The organism is Azohydromonas caseinilytica, assembly GCF_012927045.1.
Classification (GTDB): domain Bacteria; phylum Pseudomonadota; class Gammaproteobacteria; order Burkholderiales; family Burkholderiaceae_C; genus Azohydromonas; species Azohydromonas caseinilytica.
The window spans coordinates 168,795-190,003 of the sequence record NZ_JABBFW010000005.1; the positions used below are offsets into that span (position 1 = coordinate 168,795).

The window sequence follows — 21,209 nt, forward strand, 5'->3', positions numbered from 1 at the left end:
CCGTTATCAAGCGGGGTACATGCACTGACCCGGACAATCCCGCGATGACCGTCTCCGCCCCCGCCGCGCGCGCGCCTCAGCAGCGGCTGCGCGACACCCTTGAGCTGGTGTCGTCGATGCGCTTTGCCATCGCGCTGCTGACCGTGATCTGCATCGCCTCGGTGATCGGCACCGTCGTCAAGCAGCACGAACCGCTCAACAACTACGTCAACCAGTTCGGCCCGTTCTGGGCCGAGGTGTTCGGCGCGGTGAACCTCTACAGCGTCTACAGCGCCTGGTGGTTCCTGCTGATCCTGGCCTTCCTGGTGATCTCCACCAGCCTGTGCATCGCGCGCAACACGCCGCGCTTCCTGGCCGACATGCGCTCGTTCAAGGAGAGCGTGCGCGAGTCGGCGCTGAAAGCCTTCCACCACAAGGCGCAGGGGCTGCTGCCCGGCGAGACGCCGCAGGCCAGCCTGGAGCGGGTGTCGGCGCTGCTGACGGGCAACGGCTGGAAGGCCAAGGTGCAGCAGCGGCCCAACGGCACCATGATCGCCGCGCGCAAGGGCGCGGCCAACAAGCTGGGCTATATCGCCGCGCACTCGGCCATCGTGCTGATCTGCCTGGGCGGCCTCTTCGACGGCGACCTGATCGTGCGCGCGCAGATGCTGCTGCTGGGCAAGACGCCGTACCAGGGCGGCGGGCTGATCCGCGACGTCCAGCCCGAGCACCGGCTCTCGCCCGTGAACCCCACCTTCCGCGGCAACCTGCTGGTGCCCGAGGGCGCGCGCGCGGGCACCGCGGTGCTGAACATGTCCGACGGCGTGGTGCTGCAGGACCTGCCCTTCGACATCGAGCTCAAGAAGTTCATCGTCGAGTACTACGAAACGGGCATGCCCAAGCTCTTCGCCAGCGAGATCGTGATCCACGACCACGAGAGCGGCAAAGCCACGCCCGCCACCGTCAAGGTCAACGAGCCCGCCTTCCACCGCGGCATCGCCATCTACCAGAGCAGCTTCGACGACGGCGGCTCGCGGCTCAAGCTCAACGCCATCCCGATGAAGCCCGGCGTGCAGCCCTTCACCATCGCCGGCACGGTGGGCGACAGCACGCCGCTGGAAAAGGTGGGCCAGCCCTACACGCTGGAGCTCACCGGGCTGCGCGTGATCAACGTCGAGAACCTGGGCGGCGGCAAGGGCAGCGACTCCGGTGCCGACGTGCGCAAGGTCGATCTGGTCGGCTCGCTGCAGCAGCACCTGGGCTCGGGCGCCAAGTCGCAGGGCGACAAGCAGCTGCACAACATCGGCCCCTCGGTGAGCTACAAGCTGCGCGACGCCAGCGGCCAGGCGCGCGAGTTCACCAACTACCAGCTGCCGGTGGAGATCGACGGGCAGCGCGTGCTGCTGGCCGGCCTGCGCGAGAACCCCAACGAGTCCTTCCGCTTCCTGCGCATTCCCGTGGACGAGCAGGACAGCGTGCAGGGCTGGCTGCACCTGCGCCAGGCGCTGGCCGACCCGGCCGCGCGCGAGCTGGCCGCGCGCCGCTATGCGCAGAAGGCCTCGCCCGCCGACAAGCCCGAGACCACGATGCAGCTGCAGGTGACGGCGCAGCGCGCGCTGGGCCTGTTCGCCGGCGCGGACAAGCCCGAGCCGGCCGCCGCCGCGGCAACCTCCGCAGCCTCGGGCGCCGCCGCCGCGCCGGCAGCGGAAACCACGCCCGGCGGCCTGGCCTCGCTGGCGCGCTTCATCGAGACCAACGTGCCCGAGAGCGAGCGCCCGCGCGTGTCGGAGGTGCTGCTGCGCATCCTCAACGGCAGCCTGTTCGAGCTGCTCAACCTCAGCCGCGAGCGTGCCGGGCAGCCGGCCATGGGGCCCAGCGAGAAGACCGAGGCCTTCATGACGCAGGCGGTGGTGTCGCTGTCCGACAGCTTCTACTACCCCGTGCCCGTGCTGCTGCAGCTCGACGACTTCCAGCAGGTGCAGGCCAGCGTGTTCCAGCTGGCGCGCGCGCCGGGCAAGAAGCTCGTCTACCTCGGCGCGGTGCTGCTGATCCTGGGCGTATTCGCCATGTTGTATGTGCGGGAACGCCGGCTGTGGGTCTGGGTCGAAGCGCAGGATCAGGGCTCGCGCATCACCACTGCCCTGTCCACCACGCGGCGCACCATGGACGCCGATACCGAATTCGAGCTGCTCAAGAAGGCCATCCTCAAGGACGCTGCCGCATGAACACCGTTGCCTCCCCCACGACCACCACCACTCTCGTGCTGGGCCGCAGCCACCCGCTGGCCGGCCGCAGCCTCTACGACTGGCTGTTCGCCCTGCTTGCCGTTGCCGGCGCCGTGTTCGCGTTCTCGCGCTACGGCGAGGCGATGGACGTGTACGAGAAGGGCATCCTCATCGGCAGTGTGCCGGCCGTGATCTGGCTGGGCTGGTTCTGGGGCCCGCTGCGCACGCTGATGCTGGGCGTGACGGCCGCCACGCTGCTGGCGATCTCGCTCTACAGCCGCACCCCCGACGCCTTTGGCGCCGACCTCGCGGCCGGCGAGAAGGTGTTCCTGCTCAAGTATTTCCTGTCCAGCCAGAGCGCGATCCTGTGGATGTCGGTGCTGTGCTTCATGAGCACGGTCTTCTACTGGTTCGGCTTCGCCGGCCAGGGGCAGGACAACGTGGCGCAGCGCCTGGGCTCCAAGATCGCCTGGGCCGCGGTGTTCATGGCGCTGACCGGCACCATGGTGCGCTGGTGGGAGAGCCACCAGATCGGCGCGGGCATCGGCCACATCCCGGTGAGCAACCTCTACGAGGTGTTCGTGCTGTTCTGCTGGCTCACCGCCCTGTTCTATCTCTACTTCGAGCAGCACTACCGCACGCGCGCGCTGGGCGCATTCGTGATGCTGGTGGTCAGCGCCGCGGTGGGCTTCCTGCTCTGGTACACGGTGGAGCGCGAGGCGCAGCAGATCCAGCCGCTGGTGCCCGCCCTGCAGAGCTGGTGGATGAAGCTGCACGTGCCGGCCAACTTCATCGGCTACGGCACCTTCGCGCTGTCGGCCATGGTGGCCTTCGCCTACCTGCTCAAGCAGCAGGCCACGGCCACGCGCTGGTGGCAGCTCGCGCCGCTGGGGCTGCTGGGCATCGTGCTGTGCTTCGAGCCGATCGTGTTCCGCCAGAGCGCGCAGAGCGCCAGCAGCAGCTTCTGGGTCGTGTACTTCGGCATCAGCACGCTGATCGTGGGCGGCATCCTGGCCGGGCGCCGCGCCATCGCCGCCAAGCTGCCCGCGCTGGAGCTGCTGGATGACCTCATGTACAAGGCCATCGCCGTCGGCTTCGCCTTCTTCACCATCGCCACCATCCTGGGCGCCTTCTGGGCCGCCGAGGCCTGGGGCGGCTACTGGAGCTGGGACCCGAAGGAGACCTGGGCGCTGATCGTGTGGCTGAACTACGCCGCCTGGCTGCACATGCGGCTGATGAAGGGCCTGCGCGGCAGCATGTCGGCCTGGTGGGCACTGGCCGGCCTGGTGGTCACGACCTTCGCCTTCCTGGGCGTGAACATGTTCCTCTCCGGCCTGCACTCCTACGGCGAGCTGTGAGGAGCCGCCCCGGCTGAGCACGCGAACGGCGCCCCGCGGGGCGCCGTTTTCATTGGGGCGCCCGGCATCCTGCTGTCAGTTTCATCACGCAAAGATCACATCGCTGCGCCGCCAGGAACTTCCCCGGGGCGTGCGAGGTCAGCCCAGTCCAGGAAGGACCCCACCATGCATTTCCTCAAGGACCGCGGTTTCAACCACCCCATCGCCTCCGAGATCACGCCGCAGGCGGTTTATGAGCAGCGCCGCCAGCTGCTGCGCACCCTGGCCGCCGGCGCCGCGGGCGGAGTGCTGGCCACCTGGGCCGCGCGCGACGCCCGCGCCGCCTTTGCCGGCCCCGGCAAGCACCCCAAGCTCACGGCCGCCGCCAGCACCGTGGCCGGCGCCAGCACCATGGAAAAGGTGACGGCCTACGACGACGCCACCACCTACAACAACTTCTACGAGTTCGGCACCGACAAGTCCGACCCGGCCGCCAACGCCGGCAAGCTGAAGACGCGGCCCTGGACCGTGGCAGTAGAGGGCGCCGTCGCCAAACCGCAGGTTTTTGATATCGAACAGCTTTTAAAACTGGCGCCGCTGGAGGAGCGCATCTACCGCCTGCGCTGCGTGGAGGGCTGGTCGATGGTGATCCCGTGGATCGGCTTCTCGCTGTCGGAAGTGATCAAGCGCGTCGAGCCCACCGGCAACGCCAAGTACGTGGAGTTCGTGACCCTGGCCGACCCGAAGCAGATGCCCTACGTGGGCTCGCGCGTGCTGGACTGGCCCTATGTCGAAGGCCTGCGCATGGACGAGGCCCTGCACCCGCTGACCATGCTGGTGTTCGGCATGTACGGCGAGGTGCTGCCGAACCAGAACGGCGCGCCGCTGCGCCTGGCCGTGCCCTGGAAATACGGCTTCAAGAGCGGCAAGTCGATCGTGAAGATCCGCTTCGTGGAGCAGCAGCCGCGCACGGCCTGGGTGAAGTCCGCGGCGCAGGAGTACGGCTTCTATTCCAACGTGAACCCCAACGTGGACCACCCGCGCTGGAGCCAGGCCACCGAGCGGCGCATCGGCGAAGGCGGCCTGTTCGCCAAGAAGCGCCCCACGCTGCTGTTCAACGGCTACGAGGCGCAGGTCGGCCAGCTCTACGCCGGCATGGACCTGAAGAAGAACTACTGAGGAGCCGAGCGTGGCGAACCCTGCGATCGCCGGCGCGGCGAGGAAGAAACCGTTGCTGCTGCACCCGGCCGCGAAGCCGGTGCTGCTGGCGCTCCTGCTGCTGCCGCTGGCCTACCTGGTGTGGGCGGCGGCCACCGACAGCCTGGGCGCGAACCCGGCCGAGGCGCTGATCCGCCGCAGCGGCGACTGGACCCTGCGCCTGCTGTGCGCCACGCTGGCCGTCACGCCGCTGCGCGTGCTGCTGAAGCAGCCGGCGCTGGCGCGCTTTCGGCGCATGCTGGGCGTGGCGACCTTCGGCTACGCCCTGCTGCACTTCGTCTGCTACGCCGTGCTGGACCAGGGGCTGGACCTCGGCGTGATCCTCAAGGACATCGCCAAGCGCCCCTTCATCCTGGTCGGCACCGCGGCGCTGCTGCTGATGGCGCCGCTGGCCCTGACCTCCTTCAACCGCGCCATCAAGGCGCTGGGTGCGGCACGCTGGCAGCGGCTGCACAAAGGCGTCTACGCCATCGCGCTGCTGGCGCTGCTGCACTTCTTCTGGATGAAGGCGGGGAAGAACGACTTCGGGGAGTGGTCGATCTACGCGGCCGTGATCGCGGCGCTGCTGGGGTGGCGGGTGTGGGAGGCAAGGCGGAAGGCGGCGCAGCCCACGGCTGGCGTGGCGCCAGCCGCCGCGAAGCGCCCAGTGCGTCAGCCTTCCCTCGCCCGCGAAGCGGGAGAGGGGCAGGGGTGAGGGCGCGGGCCTAGAAACAGCGCTGCCTGCGGCAGTGCCCCTTCCCTCTCCCCCGCTCCGCGGTGGCGAGGGGAATTCCGGCTCACCGCGCCAGCACCGGCCCCAGCGCCTTCCCCGTATGGCTCCCGGCCTTGACCAGCGCCTCCGGCGGCCCGGCCACGACGAGCTTGCCGCCGCCGCTGCCGCCTTCAGGCCCCAGGTCCAGCACCCAGTCGGCCTCGGCGATCAGGTCCAGGTCGTGCTCGATCACCACCACGCTGTGCCCGCCGGCCACCAGCCGGTGCAGCACGTGGATCAGCCGCTCCACGTCCGCCATGTGCAGGCCGACAGTCGGCTCGTCCAGCACGTACAGCGTATGCGGCGCCTTCTGCCCGCGCCGGCCCACCTCGTCGCGCACCTTGGACAGCTCCGTCACCAGCTTGATGCGCTGCGCCTCGCCGCCCGACAGCGTCGGTGAAGGCTGGCCCAGCGTCAGGTAGCCCAGCCCCACGTCCTTGAGCAGCTGCAGCGGGTGTGCGATGCCCGGCATCGAGGCGAAGAACTCCACCGCCTCATCCACTGCCATGTTCAGCACGTCGCCGATGCTCTTGCCGCGCCAGGTAACGGCCAGGGTTTCCGGGTTGAAGCGCTGGCCGTGGCACACGTCGCAGGGCAGCTTCACGTCGGGCAGGAAGCTCATCTCGATGGTTCTCAAACCCTGGCCTTCGCAGGCCGGGCAGCGCCCCTCACCGGTGTTGAAGCTGAAGCGCCCCGGCCCGTAGCCGCGCGCCTTGGCTTCCAGCGTCTGCGAGAACAGCTTTCTGATGGCATCCCAGAAGCCGATGTAGGTGGCGGGGCAGGAGCGAGGCGTCTTGCCGATGGGCGTCTGGTCCACCTCCAGCACGCGGTCCACGTGCAGCCAACCCTCCACCGCGCCGCAGCCGGTGAGCGACACGCCCTTGCCTCGCGCCGCGACCAGCGCCTGCACGTTGGCCAGCAGCACGTCGCGCGCCAGCGTGCTCTTGCCCGAACCGCTCACGCCCGTGACGGCCACCAGCCGGCGCAGCGGCACGCCCACGTCCACGCTCTGCAGGTTATGCAAGTTCGCCTTGCGCACGCGCAGCCACTGCACGCTGTCGTCCACCGGGCGCCGCGCCTCGATGGGGTGCTTCAGCGGCTGCGCCAGGAAGCGGCCGGTGACGGACTCGGGCTGCGCCGCCAGCTCCTCGGCCGTGCCCTGCGCCACCACCTGCCCGCCGCGCCGGCCCGCGCCGGGGCCGATGTCGATGATGTGGTCGGCGCGGCGGATGGTGTCCTCGTCGTGCTCGACCACCACCAGCGTGTTGCCGCGGCTGCCCAGCTCCTGCAGCGCGTCGAGCAGGATGCCGTTGTCGCGCGGGTGCAGGCCGATGGTGGGCTCGTCCAGCACGTAGCACACGCCCTGCAGGTTGCTGCCCAGCTGCGCCGCCAGGCGGATGCGCTGCGCCTCGCCGCCGGAGAGCGTGGGCGCGGCGCGGTCCAGCGTCAGGTAGCCCAGGCCCACCGCCTCCAGGAACTTCAGGCGGCTGGCGATCTCGGTGACGACGTCGCGCGCGATGTCGGCGTCGCGCCCGTCCAGCCGCAGGCCGTCGACCCACTCGCGCGCCTGCTGCACCGACCACGAGGCCACGTCGCTGATCGGCAGCTCGGCGAACTTCACCGCCAGCGACACCGGATTCAGCCGCGCCCCGTGGCAGGCCGGGCAGGCCCGCTCGGTAAGGCCCTCGGCCTCCGTCTCCTCGGACGGAAAACTCTGCTCGCGGCCGCGGTTGTCCTCGTCGCGCACCGAGTCGTCATAGACCTTGCGCTGCTCGCGCGAAAGCAGAAGGCCGGTGCCCACGCACTCCCCGCACCAGCCGTGCTTGCTGTTGTAGGAGAACATGCGCGGGTCCAGCTCCGGGTAGCTCGTCCCGCAGGTCGGACAGGCGCGCTTGGTCGAGAAGACTTTCACCTTGCACAGCCCGGCCGTGGGCTGGCCGCAGGCCATGGCGTCGCGCAGGCCGTCCAGCGGATGCAGCAGGTGCATCACGCCCTTGCCGTGCTCCAGCGCCTTGTGCAGCAGCTCACGCAGGCGGTTTTCGTTCTCCGGCGTGATCACCAGGTCGCCGACGGGCAGCTCGACGGTGTGCTCCTTGAAACGGTCCAGGCGCGGGAAGGGCTGCACCGGTACGAATTCGCCGTCCACGCGCAGGTGCGTGTGGCCGCGCGCCAGCGCCCACTTGGCCAGGTCGGTGTACAGGCCCTTGCGGTTCACCACCAGCGGCGCCAGCAGCCCCACATGCTGGCCGCGGTGCTCGCGCAGCAGCTGCGCGGCAATGCTCTCGGCGCTCTGCGGCGTCACCGGCGTGCCGTCGTGGATGCAGTGCTGCAGGCCCAGCTTCACCCACAGCAGCCGCAGGAAGTGCCAGACCTCGGTGGTGGTCGCCACCGTGCTCTTGCGCCCGCCGCGCGACAGCCGCTGCTCGATCGCCACCGTGGGCGGGATGCCGTAGACCGCATCGACTTCCGGCCGCCCCGCCGGCTGCACGATGGAGCGCGCATAGGCATTGAGCGATTCCAGGTAGCGGCGCTGGCCCTCGTTGAACAGGATGTCGAAGGCCAGCGTGCTCTTGCCCGAGCCCGAGACGCCGGTGATGACGCTGAAGCGCCCGTGCGGGATCTCCACGTCCAGGCCCTTCAGGTTGTGCTCGTGGGCGTTGACGATGCGGATGGCATTCGCCGGCGCCGCCACGCGCCGCGCCTGGATCAGCGCCTGCAGCGGCGTGCCCTCCTCCACCGCGCCGTCCAGCCCCAGCGCGCGCTCGTAGGCGCGCAGCGCGCGGCCGGTGTGCGAGTCGGGGTGCGACTTGATCTCCTCCGGCGTGCAGGCCGCCACCAGCTCGCCGCCGCCCTCGCCGCCCTCGGGGCCGAGGTCGATCAGCCAGTCGGCGGCGCGGATCACGTCCAGGTTATGCTCGATGACGATCAGCGAGTGACCCGCCTCCAGCAGCTTGCGCAGCGCGCGCATCAGCCGGGCGATGTCCTCGAAGTGCAGGCCGGTGGTGGGCTCGTCGAACAGGAACAGCGTGCCCTTCCTGGCCAGCGACTGCTTGCTCTTGGACGCGGACTGCGCCGCCTCGGCCAGGAAGCCGGCGAGCTTCAGCCGCTGCGCCTCGCCGCCGGAGAGCGTGGGCACGGGCTGGCCCAGGCGCAGGTAGTCCAGGCCCACGTCCACGATGGGCTGCAGCGCGCGCGCCACCTCGCGGTCCTCGCGGAAGCGCTGCAGCGCCTCGCTCACCGTCAGCTCCAGCACGTCGGCGATGCTCAGTTCGCCGCCCGTCACCTCCGCCGGCAGCCGGCGCTCGATCTTCACGTCCAGGATCTCGGGCCGGTAGCGGCGGCCTTCGCAGTCCGGACAGCGCAGGTACACGTCGGACAGGAACTGCATTTCCACGTGCTCGAAACCCGAGCCGCCGCAGGTCGGGCAGCGGCCGTCGCCGGCGTTGAAGCTGAACATGCCCGCGCCGTAGCCGCGCTCGCGCGCCAGCGGCGCGTCCGCGAACAGCTTTCTGATCTCGTCGAAGGCACCGACGTAGCTGGCGGGGTTGGAACGCGCCGTCTTGCCGATGGGGCTCTGGTCCACGAACACCGCTTCGGCCAGCATCTCCGCGCCCAGCAGCCGCTCATGCGCGCCCGGCGTCTCGGTGGGCTTGCCGAAGTGGCGCGCCAGCGCCGGATAGAGCACGTCCTGCATCAGCGTGCTCTTGCCCGAGCCCGACACGCCGGTGACCACCACCAGGCGCTGCAGCGGGAACTCCACCGTCACGTCCTTGAGGTTGTGCTCGCGCGCGCCCTCCAGGATCAGCCGCGGCGTGTTGGGTGCGACGAAGCGCTTGATGGTGCCGCCCACATGCTTGCGCGCGCCCAGGTACGCGCCGGTGAGCGTGTCGGCCTGGCGCGCCGCGTCGGGCGTGCCGTCGAAGACGATGGCGCCGCCGCGCTCGCCCGGGCCCGGGCCCATGTCGATGAGGCGGTCGGCCGCCAGCATCACCGCCGGGTCGTGCTCCACCACCACCAGCGTGTTGCCCGCGTCGCGCAGGCGCTGCATGGCCTGCACGATGCGGTCCATGTCGCGCGGGTGCAGGCCGATGCTGGGCTCGTCCAGCACGAACAGCGTGTTCACCAGCGAGGTGCCCAGCGCCGTGGTCAGGTTGATGCGCTGCACCTCGCCGCCGGAGAGGGAGCGGCTCTGCCGGTCCAGCGTCAGGTAGCCCAGGCCCACGTCGCCCAGGTAGCGCAGCCGCGTGCGCACCTCGTCGAACAGCAGCTCCATCGCCGCCTGCTCGGCCTGGGGCTTGTCGCCGCTGTGGGTGTCCAGGCTGTCGAAGAAGCTCCGCAATCGCTGCAGCGAGAGCTGCATCAGGTCGTGCAGGTGCAGGCCCGGCAACGCCTCCAGCTGCTCGCGCGACCAGCTCACGCCGGCCGGCATGAAACGCTTATCCGGCGGCAGCACCGCGTCGGCCTGTTCCTTGGTGCCGATGCGCCACAGCAGCGCCTCGGTCTTGAGCCGCGCGCCGCGGCAGGTGGGGCACTCGGTGTAGCTGCGGTACTTGGACAGCAGCACCCGGATGTGCATCTTGTAGGCCTTGCTCTCCAGGTAGTCGAAGAAGCGGCGCACGCCGTACCACTGCTTGTTCCAGTTGCCGGTCCAGTGGGGCGAGCCGTTGAGCACCCAGTCCTTCTGCGCTTGCGAGAGCTGCGCCCAGGCCGTGTCGCGCGGGATGCCGGCCTCGCCGGCGTACTTGATCAGGTCGTCCTGGCACTCCTTCCAGGCCGGGGTCTGCATCGGCTTGATGGCGCCGCCGCGCAGCGTCTTGCGCTCGTCGGGGACCACCAGCCCCATGTCCACGCCGATGACGCGCCCGAAGCCTTTGCAGGTCTCGCAGGCGCCGAAGGGCGAGTTGAAGGAGAAGAGGGACGGCTGCGGCTGGGCGTAGCGGATGTCGCTCTCGGGGCAGTGCAGCCCGGTGGAGAACTTCCACAGCTCCTCGCCCTCGTCCTGCAGCACGTAGACGTTGAGGCGTGCGCTGCCACGTTTCAGCGCCAGCTCGATGGCCTCCATGGCCCGCACCTGCTCGACGTTGCCGATGCGGAAGCGGTCCGCCACTACGTCCAGCAGCTTCCTTTCCCCGACCGTGCGCTCGGCCTGCACGCGCGTGAAGCCGCTGGCGGCGAGCCATTGCTCCACTTCCTCGGCGGTGGTGTTGGCCGGCAGCTCCACCGGGAAGGTCAGCGCCAGGCGCGGGTCGCCATGCATGGCGGCGCGGCGCTGCAGCTCGGCGTAGATCGTCTCCGGCGTGTCGTGGCGCACCGGCAGCGCGGTCTGGCGGTCGAACAGGTCGGCCGCGCGCGCGAACAGCAGCTTCAGGTGGTCGTTGAGCTCGGTCATCGTGCCGACCGTGGAGCGGCTGGTGCGCACCGGGTTGGTCTGGTCGATGGCGATGGCCGGCGGCACGCCCTCGACGCGGTCCACCGCCGGGCGGTCCATGCGGTCCAGGAACTGGCGCGCGTAGGCGCTGAAGGTCTCCACGTAGCGGCGCTGGCCTTCGGCGTAGAGGGTGTCGAACACCAGGCTGGACTTGCCCGAGCCGCTGGGGCCGGTGACCACCGTCATCTCGCCGGTGCGGATGTCCAGGTCCAGGTTCTTGAGGTTGTGCTGGCGCGCGCCGCGGATGCGGATGACTCCGGAACTCATGGAATGGTCTTTGTGCAAAGAGGCGGGGGATTCTAGGGAGGCTGGAAGTCCCGGCCCTGTGGTAGGGCTGCCCGGGAAAGGCCTGGGAGAGCAATCCCGCGGCCTGGTGAGCGCGCGCACCGCCCGGCCGGGACGGTGCGCGGCGCTTTCAGCGCTCTTCCCGCGTGCAAAGTGCCGCTACACGGCCCAATCCCGGCAACCCCCCGGGATCGCCGGTTGAAAGGCCGGTGCTAGCATGCATGTCCTTCCGCGCAAGGCGTGGAGGCCGGCCTACCGAGCCGGTAGTCACAGGCACCCCGCATGGAGAGCTGCATGAATTCGGTGCCTCAAGCGCCCGTGGATGCGTCCGCTGCCGGCTCCACTCCCGGCCCGGTGCTCCTGGTGGAGGACCACCCGGTCAACCAGATGATCGCCCTGGAGATGCTCAAAGCCTTGGGCCTGCAGGTGCTCACCGCCGACGATGGCGCCCAGGCCCTGGAGCGCTGCGAAGCCACGCCGCCGCGCCTGGTGTTGATGGACCTGCAGATGCCGGTGATGGACGGGCTGCAGGCCACGCGCAAGCTGCGCGAGATGCAGCAGCAGGGCAAGCTGCCCGGCTTTCCGATCCTGGCGCTGACCGCCCACGCCCTGGCCAGCGACCGCGAGATGGCCCTGGCCGCCGGCATGGACGACTACCTCACGAAACCCATCGTCTTCGACACCCTGCGCCGCGCCCTGGCGCGCTGGCTGCCGGAGCTGCCGGCCGGCTGACAACTTCTTCTTACACTGCGACCGGGCCCGGCCCGTCGCGGTCGTGGCCCCAAGCAGTTCCATCCACCCCTGAGCGCCCATCCACAGAGGCGCCACCGGAGACAAGCCATGACCCATCGCCGCACGCTGCTGGCCGTTGCCGCAGCCACCGCCACCCTCGCCTGCTCGCCCGTCTGGGCCCAGGGCGCCGCCTCCAGCTGGCCCACCAAACCCGTGACCATCGTGGTGCCCTTCCCGGCTGGCGGCGGCACCGACACCTTCGCGCGCCCGCTGTTCGCGGCCCTGACCAAGAACACCGGCCGCCAGTTCATCATCGACAACAAGGGCGGCGCCGGCGGCACCCTGGGCGCCGGCCTGGCGGCGCGCATGCCGGCCGACGGCTACAGCTTCTTCATGGGCGGCGTGCACCACGCCATCGCCCCGTCCATGTACCCGAAGCTGGACTACAACCTGGAGAAGGATTTCATTCCGGTCGGCCTGGTGTCGAACGTGCCGCAGGTGGTGGTGGTCAACGCCGCCAAGTCGCCCGCGAAGGACCTGGCGGGCCTGCTGGCCCAGATGCGCGCCCGCCCGGGGCAGCTCACCTACGCCTCGGCCGGCAACGGCACCTCGCACCACCTGGCCGGCGAGCTGTTCAAGCTGCAGACCAAGACCTTCATCACCCACATCCCCTACCGCGGCGCGGGCCCGGCGCTGCAGGACTTGATGGCTGGCCAGGTGGACATGATGTTCGACGGCCTGGGCTCCTCGGCCGGCCACATCCGCAGCGGGCGCCTGAAGGGCTTGGCCGTGGCCGGCGAGCGCCGCGCGCCCGGCTTCCCCGACATCCCCACCGCGCGCGAGCTGGGCGTGCCGGACTACGTGGTCAGCACCTGGTACGGCTTGTGGGCGCCCAAGGGCACGCCGCGCGAAGCCATCGAGCGCATGCAGGCCGAGCTGAAGAAGGCGCTCAACGCCGACGAGCTGAAGACCTCCTGGACCGGTCTGGGCAGCGAGACGCCCGACCTGTGGGGCGAGGCCTTCGGCACCTTCGCGGCCAAGGAAACCAAGCGCTGGGCCGAGGTGGTGAAAGCCTCCGGTGCCCGGCTGGAATGAGCTGAGCCTGCTTCCCCTCAAGGCCGCCGCCCGGCGGCGGCCTGCACACTTCGAGACCGACCGAGTCGAACCCGCAGTTCCCCCGTTTTCCGATCTTCCCCATGAGCAACCTCTACGCCGCGCTGCGCGCGGGCTTCCCTGCCGATCTGGACCGTTGCGCCATCGAGGCGCTGGACGCCCCGGGCGGCCCGCTGCGCTACAGCTGGCACGACCTGGAGCGCGGCAGCGCCATGATCGCCAACCTGCTGCTGTCCCTGGAGATCGCGCCGAGCGCCGACGGCGTGCCGCCGCGCGTGGCGGTGCAGGTGGACAAGAGCGTCGAGGCGCTAATGCTGTACTTGGGCGTGCTGCGCGCCGGCATGGTGTACCTGCCGCTGAACAACGCCTACCAGGCGGCGGAGGTGGAGTATTTCGTGGGCAACGCCGAGCCGGCGGTGGTGGTGTGCGCGCCCAGGAATTTCGGCTGGATCAGCCGCATTGCCTTCAATGCCGGCGCGGAACACGTGTTCACCCTGGGCGAGGAGCGCGACGGCACGCTGCTGCAGCGCGCCGCGGCGCAGCCGGACGTGCAGGAGCCGGTGGCGCGCAGCGCCGACGACCTGGCCGCCATCCTCTACACCAGCGGCACCACCGGCCGCAGCAAGGGCGCGATGCTCAGCCACGGCAACCTGCTGAGCAACGCGCAGGTGCTCAAGGACTACTGGGACTGGCAGAGCGACGACGTGCTCATCCACGCCCTGCCGATCTTCCACGTGCACGGCCTGTTCGTGGCCTCGCACGGCGCGCTGCTCAACGGCAGCCCGATGCTGTGGCTCAACAAGTTCGACCCGCGCGCCGTGATCGCGCAGCTGCCGCGCGCCACCGTGTTCATGGGCGTGCCCACGCTGTACGTGCGCCTGCTGGCCGACCCGGGCCTGACGCGCGAGGCCTGCAGCCGCATGCGGCTGTTCATCTCCGGCTCGGCGCCGCTGCTGATCGAGACCTTCAAGGACTGGCAGGAGCGCAGCGGCCACACCATCCTGGAGCGCTACGGCATGAGCGAGACCGCCATGCTCAGCTCGAATCCGTGCAAGCCGCAGGACGGCGCGCGCCGCGGCGGCACGGTGGGCAAGCCGCTGCCGGGCGTGGGCATCCGCGTGGTGGACGACAGTGGGAAACCTTGCGCGGCCGACGAGATCGGCCATATCCAGGTCACCGGCCCGAACGTGTTTGCCGGCTACTGGCGCATGCCGGAAAAGACCAAGGAGGAATTCACCGCCGACGGCTGGTTCAAGACCGGTGACGTGGGCCGATTCGAATCCGACGGTTATCTGGTGATCGTGGGCCGCAGCAAGGATTTGATCATCTCTGGTGGCTACAACGTCTACCCGGCCGAGGTGGAAAGTTTTATCAATGAGCTGCCCGGGGTCGCGGAGAGCGCCGTCGTCGGCGTGCCGCATCCCGACTTCGGCGAGGCGGTGATTGCCGTGGTCATTCCCCGCCCCGGCGCCACGCTGGACGCGGCTGAAATCATTGCCAGGCTGAAATCCGGCATCGCCGGCTTCAAGGTGCCCAAGCAGGTTTTCATCAGCCCCGAATTGCCGCGCAACGCGATGGGCAAGGTGCAGAAGAACCTGCTGCGCGACCAGTACCGCACCCTTTTCGCCTGAACCCCATGAGTGACGCCGCGAATGTGAAACCCCTGGACGACCGCTGCCCGCGCTGCGGGGGCGGTTTTCACTGCGGCGTCAACGACGCCGGGCCCTGCCCCTGCACCACCGTGACGCTGAGCACGGAATTGCAGGGGCGGTTGAGGGAGAAATGGTCCAGCTGCTTGTGCGTGTCGTGCCTGGTGGCGCTGGCGGGCGGGGCCGCGCTGGAAATCCAAGAAGCGCAGGCCCAATAAATTGATATATCGATTTTCAAGCCACCCAATCCACCCGCCCCACCATCCCCGCCGCGGTTCCATCCTCCTGCAGCCCAACCCCGCTCGTGCGCAGCACCCCCTGCTGCACGTTCTGGGCATTCTTGAAGGCAAAAGGCGCGGGGGTGTTTTGCACGGAAATCGCGCCGCCATCCGCGCTCAACAAATCCTGCAATTGATGCTGTGCCGCGTGCGGCACCCGCTCAAAGCGCCGGGGCGGCCGGGCGCCTCAGGCCCGGGGCCGCGCCGGGTCGGGCTTCACCGGGTGGGCGGCACCGTGGCGCTCGGATCGAAGGCCAGGACACCGCGTCCGACCATCAGCGGCCGGCCCGCCTCGTCGCCGCCTTCCACGCCCACGTCGAAAGTGAAGGCATGGTCGGCCAGCTCCGACACCGGGCCGGGATAGCTCACCTCCAGCCGCGGCAGGCCGACGTGGTTGATGCGGACCTCCAGGCTCTGGGTGTTCAGCGTGGCGCGGTCCATTTCCAGCAGCACCGTGAAGCCGATGCTGGCGCCGTCCACGGTCGTGACGTTGCCCGAGGCCGTGAACTGCAGCGTCCCGGTGACGACCTGGTGGGTCAGTTCGGCCACGACCTCGTCGCGGGCGCCGGAGGCCGCGGCAATTTGCGCGGGCGTGGATCGGGACACGGCCGGGGACGAGGCCAGCGCGGTGCCGCCGGTCTGGAACATCGGCCCCAGGTCCATGCTGTTGAACACGCCCAGCTGCTTGCCGGTGAGCTGTTCCAGGATGCGGCGGATGGTGTGCGCCTGCAGGGTGGGCGTGACGGTGGCCTGGCGCCGCTCGCCGGCGTCAATGACCTGCAGCGTGCCCTGAGCCCGCGCCGTGGCGGCCAGCCCAGTGTTGCCCCGCACCGCCGCCGCGGCCCGGCCCGCGGCCGAGATGTGCACCGACACGGCGGCATGGGCCTGGCTGGTGGGCGAGGCCAGCGTGGACTGCTCGGTGGCTACGCGCGGCGTTTCCCGGCCATTGGGCTGTACGCCCGCAGTCTGGGCCACGACCGACTGCAGACCCGCACTGGCGATCTTCATGGGCTCCCTCCGTTCGCAAATTGTTAAGCACTTGTGAACTGAGGTAACGGCACTTTCTGCGCAATATTGAGCGCTTTGTGTGGCCGACCACACCGCACCAAGGCCGTGCATGTGCTTGGCGGAAGAAGCCCAAGAGGAGTTCAGGCGGCCAAAGGAGCCGCCTCGGCCGGTCAGCCGGTGATCATCAGCTGGTTGTCCACCGACTTCACGCCGTCGATGGCGCGCGCCATGGCCTCCGCCTTCTGGCGTGCCGCGAAGGTCTTCACCTCGCCCTTGAGGCGCACGAAGCCCTGCGTGGAGTCCACGTTGATCTTGAAGGCGCTCAGGTCGGAGTCAGCGGCGAACTTGGCCTTCAGCTCCGTGACGATCTTGGCGTCGTCCACCGCCTGGCCGACGGTGCGGTGCGGGGCGCCGTCGGTCCGGTCCGGGCTGCCGGCCAGGGTGCCGCAGCCGGCGAGAAAGGCACTGGCCACCAGCGCGGGGATCAGGAGCTGCTTCTTCATGGGTCCTCCGTAAGGGTCCTGTTGATGGGATGCCGCGCCCGGGCCGCCCCGCAGGGCGCCACGCGGCGGGCGGTCTCCCATGGCAAGCCGCGTGCCCCGCTCAGAACCTCGGGCTCTTCCCGCTGAAGTCCGGCTGGTACTTGCGCATCTGCTTGAGGTCGTCGCGGTTGCGCACGCCGCAGCTCAGGTACTGCTCGTGCAGGCGTGCCAGCGCCGCGCGGTCCAGCTCCACGCCCAGGCCGGGCTTGCCCGGGACCGCCACCGCGCCGTCCTCGAAGGCAATGCGCCCGCCGGCGATGACTTCCTCCTCCTGCCAGGGATAGTGCGTGTCGCAGGCGTGGCTGACGTTGGGCACGGCGGCGGCCACGTGCGTCATCGCCATCAGGCTGATGCCCAGGTGCGAGTTGCTGTGCATGGACAGGCCCAGGTCGAAGACTTCGCACATGCGCCCAAGCGCCTGCGTGGCGCGCAGGCCGCCCCAGTAGTGGTGGTCGGACAGCACGATCCGCACGCCCCGGCCCAGTTCCACGTTGCGCCGGAACTCCTCCATGGTCGTGACGACCATGTTGGTCGCCAGCGGCGACTTGCAGTGCTTGGCCAGCACCGTCATGCCTTCCAGCGTGGGCGTCGGGTCCTCGTAGTATTCCAGCAGCTCGTCCAGCTCCTCGGCGGCCTGGATGCAGGTTTCCAGCGACCAGTTGGCGTTGGGGTCCAGGCGCAGCGGGTGCTTGGGGAAGGCCTCGCGCAGCGCGCGCATGGTGGCGATCTCGTGCGCGGGCTCGAACACGCCGCCTTTGACCTTGATGCTCTGGAAGCCGTAGAGCTCCACCATGCGCCGGGCCTGCGCCACCATCTGCTCGGGGCTCAAGCCCTCGCCCCAGGCGTCGGGCGCATACGGCTTCTCGATGTGCTCGGCGAACTTGTAGAAGAGATAAGCGCTGTAGGGCACGGCCTTGCGCACCGCGCCGCCGAGCAGGTCCACCACCGGTGCGTTGAGCAGCTGGCCCTGCAGGTCCAGCATCGCCACCTCGAAGGCGCTGGTCACCTTAGCCGCGTTCTTGGCCGTGTGCGAGCCCGGCGCCAGCGTGAACTCCACCGCGCCCGCGTTGAGCGCCGCCGCAGCGGCCGGCTTGAAGGCGGCGCGCACGCGCTGCTCCATCTCGTTGAGGTCGAAGGGCGACAGGCCCTGCAGCAGCGGCTTGGCCGTCTCCAGCGCGCGCAGCATGGGCTCGTCGCCATAGGTCTCGCCCAGGCCGACGCGGCCGTCGCTGGTCTCGATCTCGACGATGGCGCGCAGCGCCCAGGGCTCGTGGATGCCGCTGGCGTTCAGCAGCGGGCCGTCGCGGAAGGCGATGGGCGTGATGCGGACGTGCCGGATGAGGTTGTCGCGGTGCTTCATGGAGTTTGTGGTGCTTACTGACCCGTTCGCCCTGAGGTATCGAAGGGCGAATCCGGGAGGCTGCAGCGCCCGCCCGTGCTTCGATACCTCAGCACGAACGGGCTATCAGAGTGCGTAGTTCGGTAGACGGTTGGTTCACTCCGCGCTGGCGCCGGTCTTCTTGACCAGCGCGCCCAGGCGCGGGATGTCGCTGCGCATCAGCGCGGCCAGCTGCTCGGGGCCGCCGCCGACGACCTCCATGCCGAACTGCTGTTCCAGCTTGGACTTCAGCTCCGGCGTCTGCAGCACCTTGGCGATCTCGGTGGACAGGCGCTGCACCACCTCCCTGGGCGTGCCCTTGGGCGCGTACACCGCCTGCCACGACACGAGGTTGAAGCCGGGCATGCCGGCCTCGGCCATGGTGGGCACCTCCGGCGCCAGCACCGAGCGCTTCTGCGAGGTCACGGCCAGCACTTTCAGCTTGCCGCCCTTGGCCAGTGGCAGGCCGGCGGTGAGCTGGTCGAACAGGAAGGGCACGTTGCCCGCCACCACGTCCTGCAGCGCCTGCGGGCTGCCCTTGTAGGGCACGTGCGTCATGGGCACGCCCAGCGTGTCGGCCAGCAGCGCGCCGGTGAGGTGCGTGGAGGTGCCGGCGCCGGACGAGGCGTAGGAGGCCTCCTTGGGATGCTTCCTGATCCAGGCCACGAGCTCCTGCACCGAGTTCACGCCCAGCGCCGGGTTGACCATCAGCGCGTTGGGCACGTAGGCGATGAGGCTGACCGGCTCGAAGTCCTTGACCGGGTCGTAGGGCAGGCTCTTGTAGAGCGTGGCGTTGATGGCGTGCGTGCTGATGGTGCCGCCGATGAGCGTGTAGCCGTCCGGCGCGGCCTTGGCCACCGCCGTCACGCCGATGACGCCGCCCGCGCCGGCGCGGTTGTCCACCACCACCGTCTGCTTCAGCGCCGCCTGCAGCCCCTGCGCCACGGTGCGCGCCACCACGTCGGTGGAACCGCCCGGCGCGAAGGGCACGACCCAGGTGATGGGCTTGCTCGGATAGCCCTGCGCCAGCGAGCCGCCGCACAGGGCGGCGGCGAGCGGCAGGGCGAGAAGGAAGCGGCGCGGAAGGGTCATGGCACAGGCTTTCAGAACAACAGCCACCACGGCTTGCAGCCACGGTAGCGCTACCAAATGAAAGTGTGATGGTAGCGCTACCGAAGATGATGAGACCAAGGGTTTTCCTAACCTGGAAAGGTTCTAAGGCTTCAGGTGCTCTCGCGCTGGATGACGCTGAAGCCCACGTCGATCACCTTCCCCGCCACCTCGCGCCCCTCTACGCGCTCCAGGATGAAGCGCGCCGCGTGGCGGCCGATGGCGGTGCCGTCGATGCGCACGGTGGTGAGCGCCGGGTACAGCGACGCGGCGAAGGGCATGTCGCCGAAGCCGGCAATGGCCAGGTCCTGCGGCACGCGCAAGCCCCGCGACTGCGCCTCGGCCAGCGCGCCCAGCGCCAGTGCGTCGGAGGCGCAGAACACGGCCCGCGTCTGCGGCGCCCGCTCCAGCAACTGCCGCAACCCGGCGCGGCCCTCGGGCACGCCGGTGGGGGCCGGCAGCGCCAACGCCGGCACCGCCTCGCAGCCCAGCTCCTGCGCGCGCCGGATGAAACCCTGCTGCCGCCGCAGCGCCCGGGCATCGTCGCCGCCCAGCACCGCCAGGCGCCGGTGCCCGCGCGCGACGAGGTGGTCCGCCATGGCTGCGGCGGCGGCCTCGTGCGAGAAGCCGACCAGCATGTCGATGGGCGTGGGCGTGAAATCCCAGGTCTCCACCACCGGCAGCCCGCTGGCCTGCAGGCGGCGCCGGCCCTGCGCCGAGTGCACCACGCCGGTGAGCACCAGGCCGTCGGGGCGGCGGCCGAGGATCTGCTCCAGCAGCTCGTCCTCGCGCGACTCGGCGTAGCCGCTCTGGCCCAGCATGAGCTGGTAGCCCTGCCCGGCCAGCGCCTCGGTCAGCGCCTGCACCGTCTCCATGAACACCGGCGCGGCGATGCTGGGCACCACCGCCGCCACCAGCCGGCTGCGCCGCGAGGCCAGCCCGCCGGCCAGCAGGTTGGGCACGTAGCCGGTGCGCTGTACCGCCTCGCGCACGCGTTGCAGCACCTGCGGCGACACCTGCGAAGGCGTGTTGAGCGCGCGCGAGGCGGTGATGGGGGCCACGCCCGCGATGCGGGCCACGTCGCCCAGCGTGATGCCGCCACCGCTGCGGCGCCGGCGGGTCGAAGTCGTGTCGTCCATGCCGGGATTGTGCGCCGGCCGGGACAGGCGCTGACAGCGCTACCAACCTGCCGACCCGTGCACGGGGCACAGGGCTTGCCGCGTAACGGGCAACTTCAAGGAGCCGCCATGATCAAGTCCGACACCATCCCCACCGCCCCCAAGGAGACGCCGCCCAACGGCACGCCCGGCCCGGCCGGCAAGTCGGTGCCCGACACCACGCGCGCCGTGGGCAACACCGCGCAGAGCAGCGGCAGCGGGAGCGACGGCACCACGCAGAGCGCCGACTGGCTGGCCGAGGCGCGCGTGGGCGGCGGCACGCCCGCCGCCGACGAGCCCAAGGGCCCGCCGATGCGCTCCGGCAGCGGCGGCGCGGACCGCGAAGGCCACACCGAGGAGTCGCACCGGGGGCAGTACTGACCGGGCCGGACGGGCGCCGCGGCGGCCCGCGGCTCACTCCGCCCTGAGCCACCCCACCTTGCCCTGCCCCAGCTCGTTGATGCGGGCCACGAAGGCGGCGGTACGGTCCTCCGGCCCGGTGAAGCTCAGCTCCACCAGGCTGCCGTGCCGGACCTCGCCCAGGTTGAAGCCGGCGGCCTCGATCTCGCGGCGCAGCAGGCCTTCCAGCGCGTAGGGCACGCTGCAGCGCAAGGCCTGCAGGCGCTGCAGCGGCACCTTCTCGGCCTTGAGCAGCGCCTGCGCCACGCTGTCGGTGTAGGCGCGCACCAGGCCGCCGGCGCCCAGCTTCACGCCGCCGAAGTAGCGCACCACGGTGGCCAGCACGCCTTCGAGCTGCTGGCGGCGCAGCACCTCCAGCATCGGGCGCCCGGCCGTGCCGCCGGGCTCGCCGTCGTCCACCGCCGCGGACTGCCCGCCCGCCAGCAGCGCCCAGCACACATGCGTGGCGGTGGGGTGCTGGGCGCGCAGCGCGGCCACGCGCGCCAGCGCCGCGGCGCGGTCGGGCACGGGCTCCACGCAGCCGATGAAGCGGCTCTTCTGGATCAGCAGTTCGCTGTGGCAGGCGGCGGCAAGGGTCAAGGGCATGGGCGCGATTGTCC

At 70.1% G+C, this 21,209-nt stretch carries 17 protein-coding genes; 9 read left to right on the forward strand and 8 right to left on the reverse strand.

The genetic code is table 11. The features are described 5' to 3' along the window. Positions 1 to 44 precede the first annotated feature (44 nt). The 4 genes from HHL10_RS09485 to msrQ all read left to right on the forward strand — a co-directional run bounded on the left by HHL10_RS09485 (position 45) and on the right by msrQ (position 5,453). Complete coding sequence (locus tag HHL10_RS09485; protein ID WP_235971246.1) at positions 45 to 2,204, forward strand: cytochrome c biogenesis protein ResB; 2,160 nt, start codon at positions 45 to 47, stop codon at positions 2,202 to 2,204. After that, on the forward strand, positions 2,201 to 3,562 hold the full coding sequence (gene ccsB, locus HHL10_RS09490) for a c-type cytochrome biogenesis protein CcsB (RefSeq protein ID WP_169160114.1): 1,362 nt from the start codon (positions 2,201 to 2,203) through the stop codon (positions 3,560 to 3,562). Before HHL10_RS09485 ends, ccsB begins: the two co-directional genes overlap by 4 nt. A 165-nt stretch (positions 3,563 to 3,727) precedes the next feature. Then, positions 3,728 to 4,720, forward strand: coding sequence for a protein-methionine-sulfoxide reductase catalytic subunit MsrP (gene msrP / locus HHL10_RS09495; protein WP_169160115.1), 993 nt, complete (start codon positions 3,728 to 3,730; stop codon positions 4,718 to 4,720). Between the two features lie 10 nt (positions 4,721 to 4,730). After that, complete coding sequence (gene msrQ / locus HHL10_RS09500) at positions 4,731 to 5,453, forward strand: protein-methionine-sulfoxide reductase heme-binding subunit MsrQ (RefSeq protein ID WP_169160116.1); 723 nt, start codon at positions 4,731 to 4,733, stop codon at positions 5,451 to 5,453. A gap of 82 nt (positions 5,454 to 5,535) precedes the next feature. On the opposite strand, the gene uvrA is transcribed toward msrQ, so the two are convergent. Then, positions 5,536 to 11,205, reverse strand: a complete 5,670-nt coding sequence (gene uvrA / locus HHL10_RS09505) for an excinuclease ABC subunit UvrA (RefSeq protein ID WP_169160117.1) — start codon at positions 11,203 to 11,205, stop codon at positions 5,536 to 5,538. A gap of 312 nt (positions 11,206 to 11,517) precedes the next feature. Here uvrA and HHL10_RS09510 point away from each other — a divergent pair, with 312 nt between their 5' ends. From HHL10_RS09510 to HHL10_RS09525, 4 genes are all read left to right on the forward strand, one after another. Beyond that, positions 11,518 to 11,955, forward strand: a complete 438-nt coding sequence (locus HHL10_RS09510) for a response regulator (protein WP_169160118.1) — start codon at positions 11,518 to 11,520, stop codon at positions 11,953 to 11,955. Positions 11,956 to 12,063: 108 nt separating this feature from the next. Then, entirely contained in the window at positions 12,064 to 13,050 is a 987-nt protein-coding gene (locus HHL10_RS09515; RefSeq protein ID WP_169160119.1) for a Bug family tripartite tricarboxylate transporter substrate binding protein, read from the forward strand. A 101-nt stretch (positions 13,051 to 13,151) separates the two neighbouring features. After that, entirely contained in the window at positions 13,152 to 14,699 is a 1,548-nt protein-coding gene (locus HHL10_RS09520) for a malonate--CoA ligase (RefSeq protein ID WP_169160120.1), read from the forward strand. Positions 14,700 to 14,704: 5 nt separating this feature from the next. Beyond that, positions 14,705 to 14,935 (forward strand): cysteine-rich CWC family protein, encoded by a 231-nt coding sequence (locus HHL10_RS09525; RefSeq protein WP_169160121.1) that lies wholly within the window; start codon positions 14,705 to 14,707, stop codon positions 14,933 to 14,935. 16 nt (positions 14,936 to 14,951) lie between these two features. Here HHL10_RS09525 and HHL10_RS09530 read toward each other — a convergent pair whose 3' ends face one another. The 6 genes from HHL10_RS09530 to HHL10_RS09555 all read right to left on the reverse strand — a co-directional run bounded on the left by HHL10_RS09530 (position 14,952) and on the right by HHL10_RS09555 (position 20,172). Then, on the reverse strand, positions 14,952 to 15,128 hold the full coding sequence (locus HHL10_RS09530) for a hypothetical protein (RefSeq protein ID WP_169160122.1): 177 nt from the start codon (positions 15,126 to 15,128) through the stop codon (positions 14,952 to 14,954). A gap of 83 nt (positions 15,129 to 15,211) precedes the next feature. Next, entirely contained in the window at positions 15,212 to 16,003 is a 792-nt protein-coding gene (locus tag HHL10_RS09535) for a hypothetical protein (protein ID WP_169160123.1), read from the reverse strand. A gap of 170 nt (positions 16,004 to 16,173) precedes the next feature. Continuing rightward, complete coding sequence (locus HHL10_RS09540) at positions 16,174 to 16,506, reverse strand: BON domain-containing protein (RefSeq protein ID WP_169160124.1); 333 nt, start codon at positions 16,504 to 16,506, stop codon at positions 16,174 to 16,176. A 100-nt stretch (positions 16,507 to 16,606) separates the two neighbouring features. Next, positions 16,607 to 17,905: a glucarate dehydratase family protein gene (locus HHL10_RS09545; protein ID WP_169160125.1), complete on the reverse strand. Its 1,299-nt coding sequence runs from the start codon at positions 17,903 to 17,905 to the stop codon at positions 16,607 to 16,609. Between the two features lie 135 nt (positions 17,906 to 18,040). Further along, positions 18,041 to 19,015, reverse strand: coding sequence for a Bug family tripartite tricarboxylate transporter substrate binding protein (locus HHL10_RS09550; RefSeq protein WP_169160126.1), 975 nt, complete (start codon positions 19,013 to 19,015; stop codon positions 18,041 to 18,043). Between the two features lie 131 nt (positions 19,016 to 19,146). Continuing rightward, positions 19,147 to 20,172, reverse strand: coding sequence for a LacI family DNA-binding transcriptional regulator (locus tag HHL10_RS09555; RefSeq protein WP_169160127.1), 1,026 nt, complete (start codon positions 20,170 to 20,172; stop codon positions 19,147 to 19,149). 108 nt (positions 20,173 to 20,280) lie between these two features. Between HHL10_RS09555 and HHL10_RS09560 the strand changes: the two genes are divergently transcribed. Continuing rightward, positions 20,281 to 20,571, forward strand: coding sequence for a hypothetical protein (locus HHL10_RS09560; RefSeq protein ID WP_169160128.1), 291 nt, complete (start codon positions 20,281 to 20,283; stop codon positions 20,569 to 20,571). 33 nt (positions 20,572 to 20,604) lie between these two features. On the opposite strand, the gene HHL10_RS09565 is transcribed toward HHL10_RS09560, so the two are convergent. Further along, positions 20,605 to 21,195 (reverse strand): IMPACT family protein, encoded by a 591-nt coding sequence (locus HHL10_RS09565; RefSeq protein WP_169160129.1) that lies wholly within the window; start codon positions 21,193 to 21,195, stop codon positions 20,605 to 20,607. Between the last annotated feature and the right edge of the window lie 14 nt (positions 21,196 to 21,209).

What these genes read in the sequence shown, in the direction of transcription:
- HHL10_RS09545 (WP_169160125.1), bottom strand. Translation starts at nt 17,905, where the DNA reads ATGAAGCACCGCGACAACCTCATCCGGCACGTCCGCATCACGCCCATC.
- HHL10_RS09560 (WP_169160128.1), top strand. Translation starts at nt 20,281, where the DNA reads ATGATCAAGTCCGACACCATCCCCACCGCCCCCAAGGAGACGCCGCCC.
- HHL10_RS09525 (WP_169160121.1), top strand. Translation starts at nt 14,705, where the DNA reads ATGAGTGACGCCGCGAATGTGAAACCCCTGGACGACCGCTGCCCGCGC.
- HHL10_RS09515 (WP_169160119.1), top strand. Translation starts at nt 12,064, where the DNA reads ATGACCCATCGCCGCACGCTGCTGGCCGTTGCCGCAGCCACCGCCACC.
- ccsB (WP_169160114.1), top strand. Translation starts at nt 2,201, where the DNA reads ATGAACACCGTTGCCTCCCCCACGACCACCACCACTCTCGTGCTGGGC.
- HHL10_RS09535 (WP_169160123.1), bottom strand. Translation starts at nt 16,003, where the DNA reads ATGAAGATCGCCAGTGCGGGTCTGCAGTCGGTCGTGGCCCAGACTGCG.
- HHL10_RS09555 (WP_169160127.1), bottom strand. Translation starts at nt 20,172, where the DNA reads ATGGACGACACGACTTCGACCCGCCGGCGCCGCAGCGGTGGCGGCATC.
- HHL10_RS09485 (WP_235971246.1), top strand. Translation starts at nt 45, where the DNA reads ATGACCGTCTCCGCCCCCGCCGCGCGCGCGCCTCAGCAGCGGCTGCGC.
- msrP (WP_169160115.1), top strand. Translation starts at nt 3,728, where the DNA reads ATGCATTTCCTCAAGGACCGCGGTTTCAACCACCCCATCGCCTCCGAG.
- uvrA (WP_169160117.1), bottom strand. Translation starts at nt 11,205, where the DNA reads ATGAGTTCCGGAGTCATCCGCATCCGCGGCGCGCGCCAGCACAACCTC.
- HHL10_RS09520 (WP_169160120.1), top strand. Translation starts at nt 13,152, where the DNA reads ATGAGCAACCTCTACGCCGCGCTGCGCGCGGGCTTCCCTGCCGATCTG.
- HHL10_RS09510 (WP_169160118.1), top strand. Translation starts at nt 11,518, where the DNA reads ATGAATTCGGTGCCTCAAGCGCCCGTGGATGCGTCCGCTGCCGGCTCC.
- HHL10_RS09565 (WP_169160129.1), bottom strand. Translation starts at nt 21,195, where the DNA reads ATGCCCTTGACCCTTGCCGCCGCCTGCCACAGCGAACTGCTGATCCAG.
- HHL10_RS09540 (WP_169160124.1), bottom strand. Translation starts at nt 16,506, where the DNA reads ATGAAGAAGCAGCTCCTGATCCCCGCGCTGGTGGCCAGTGCCTTTCTC.
- HHL10_RS09550 (WP_169160126.1), bottom strand. Translation starts at nt 19,015, where the DNA reads ATGACCCTTCCGCGCCGCTTCCTTCTCGCCCTGCCGCTCGCCGCCGCC.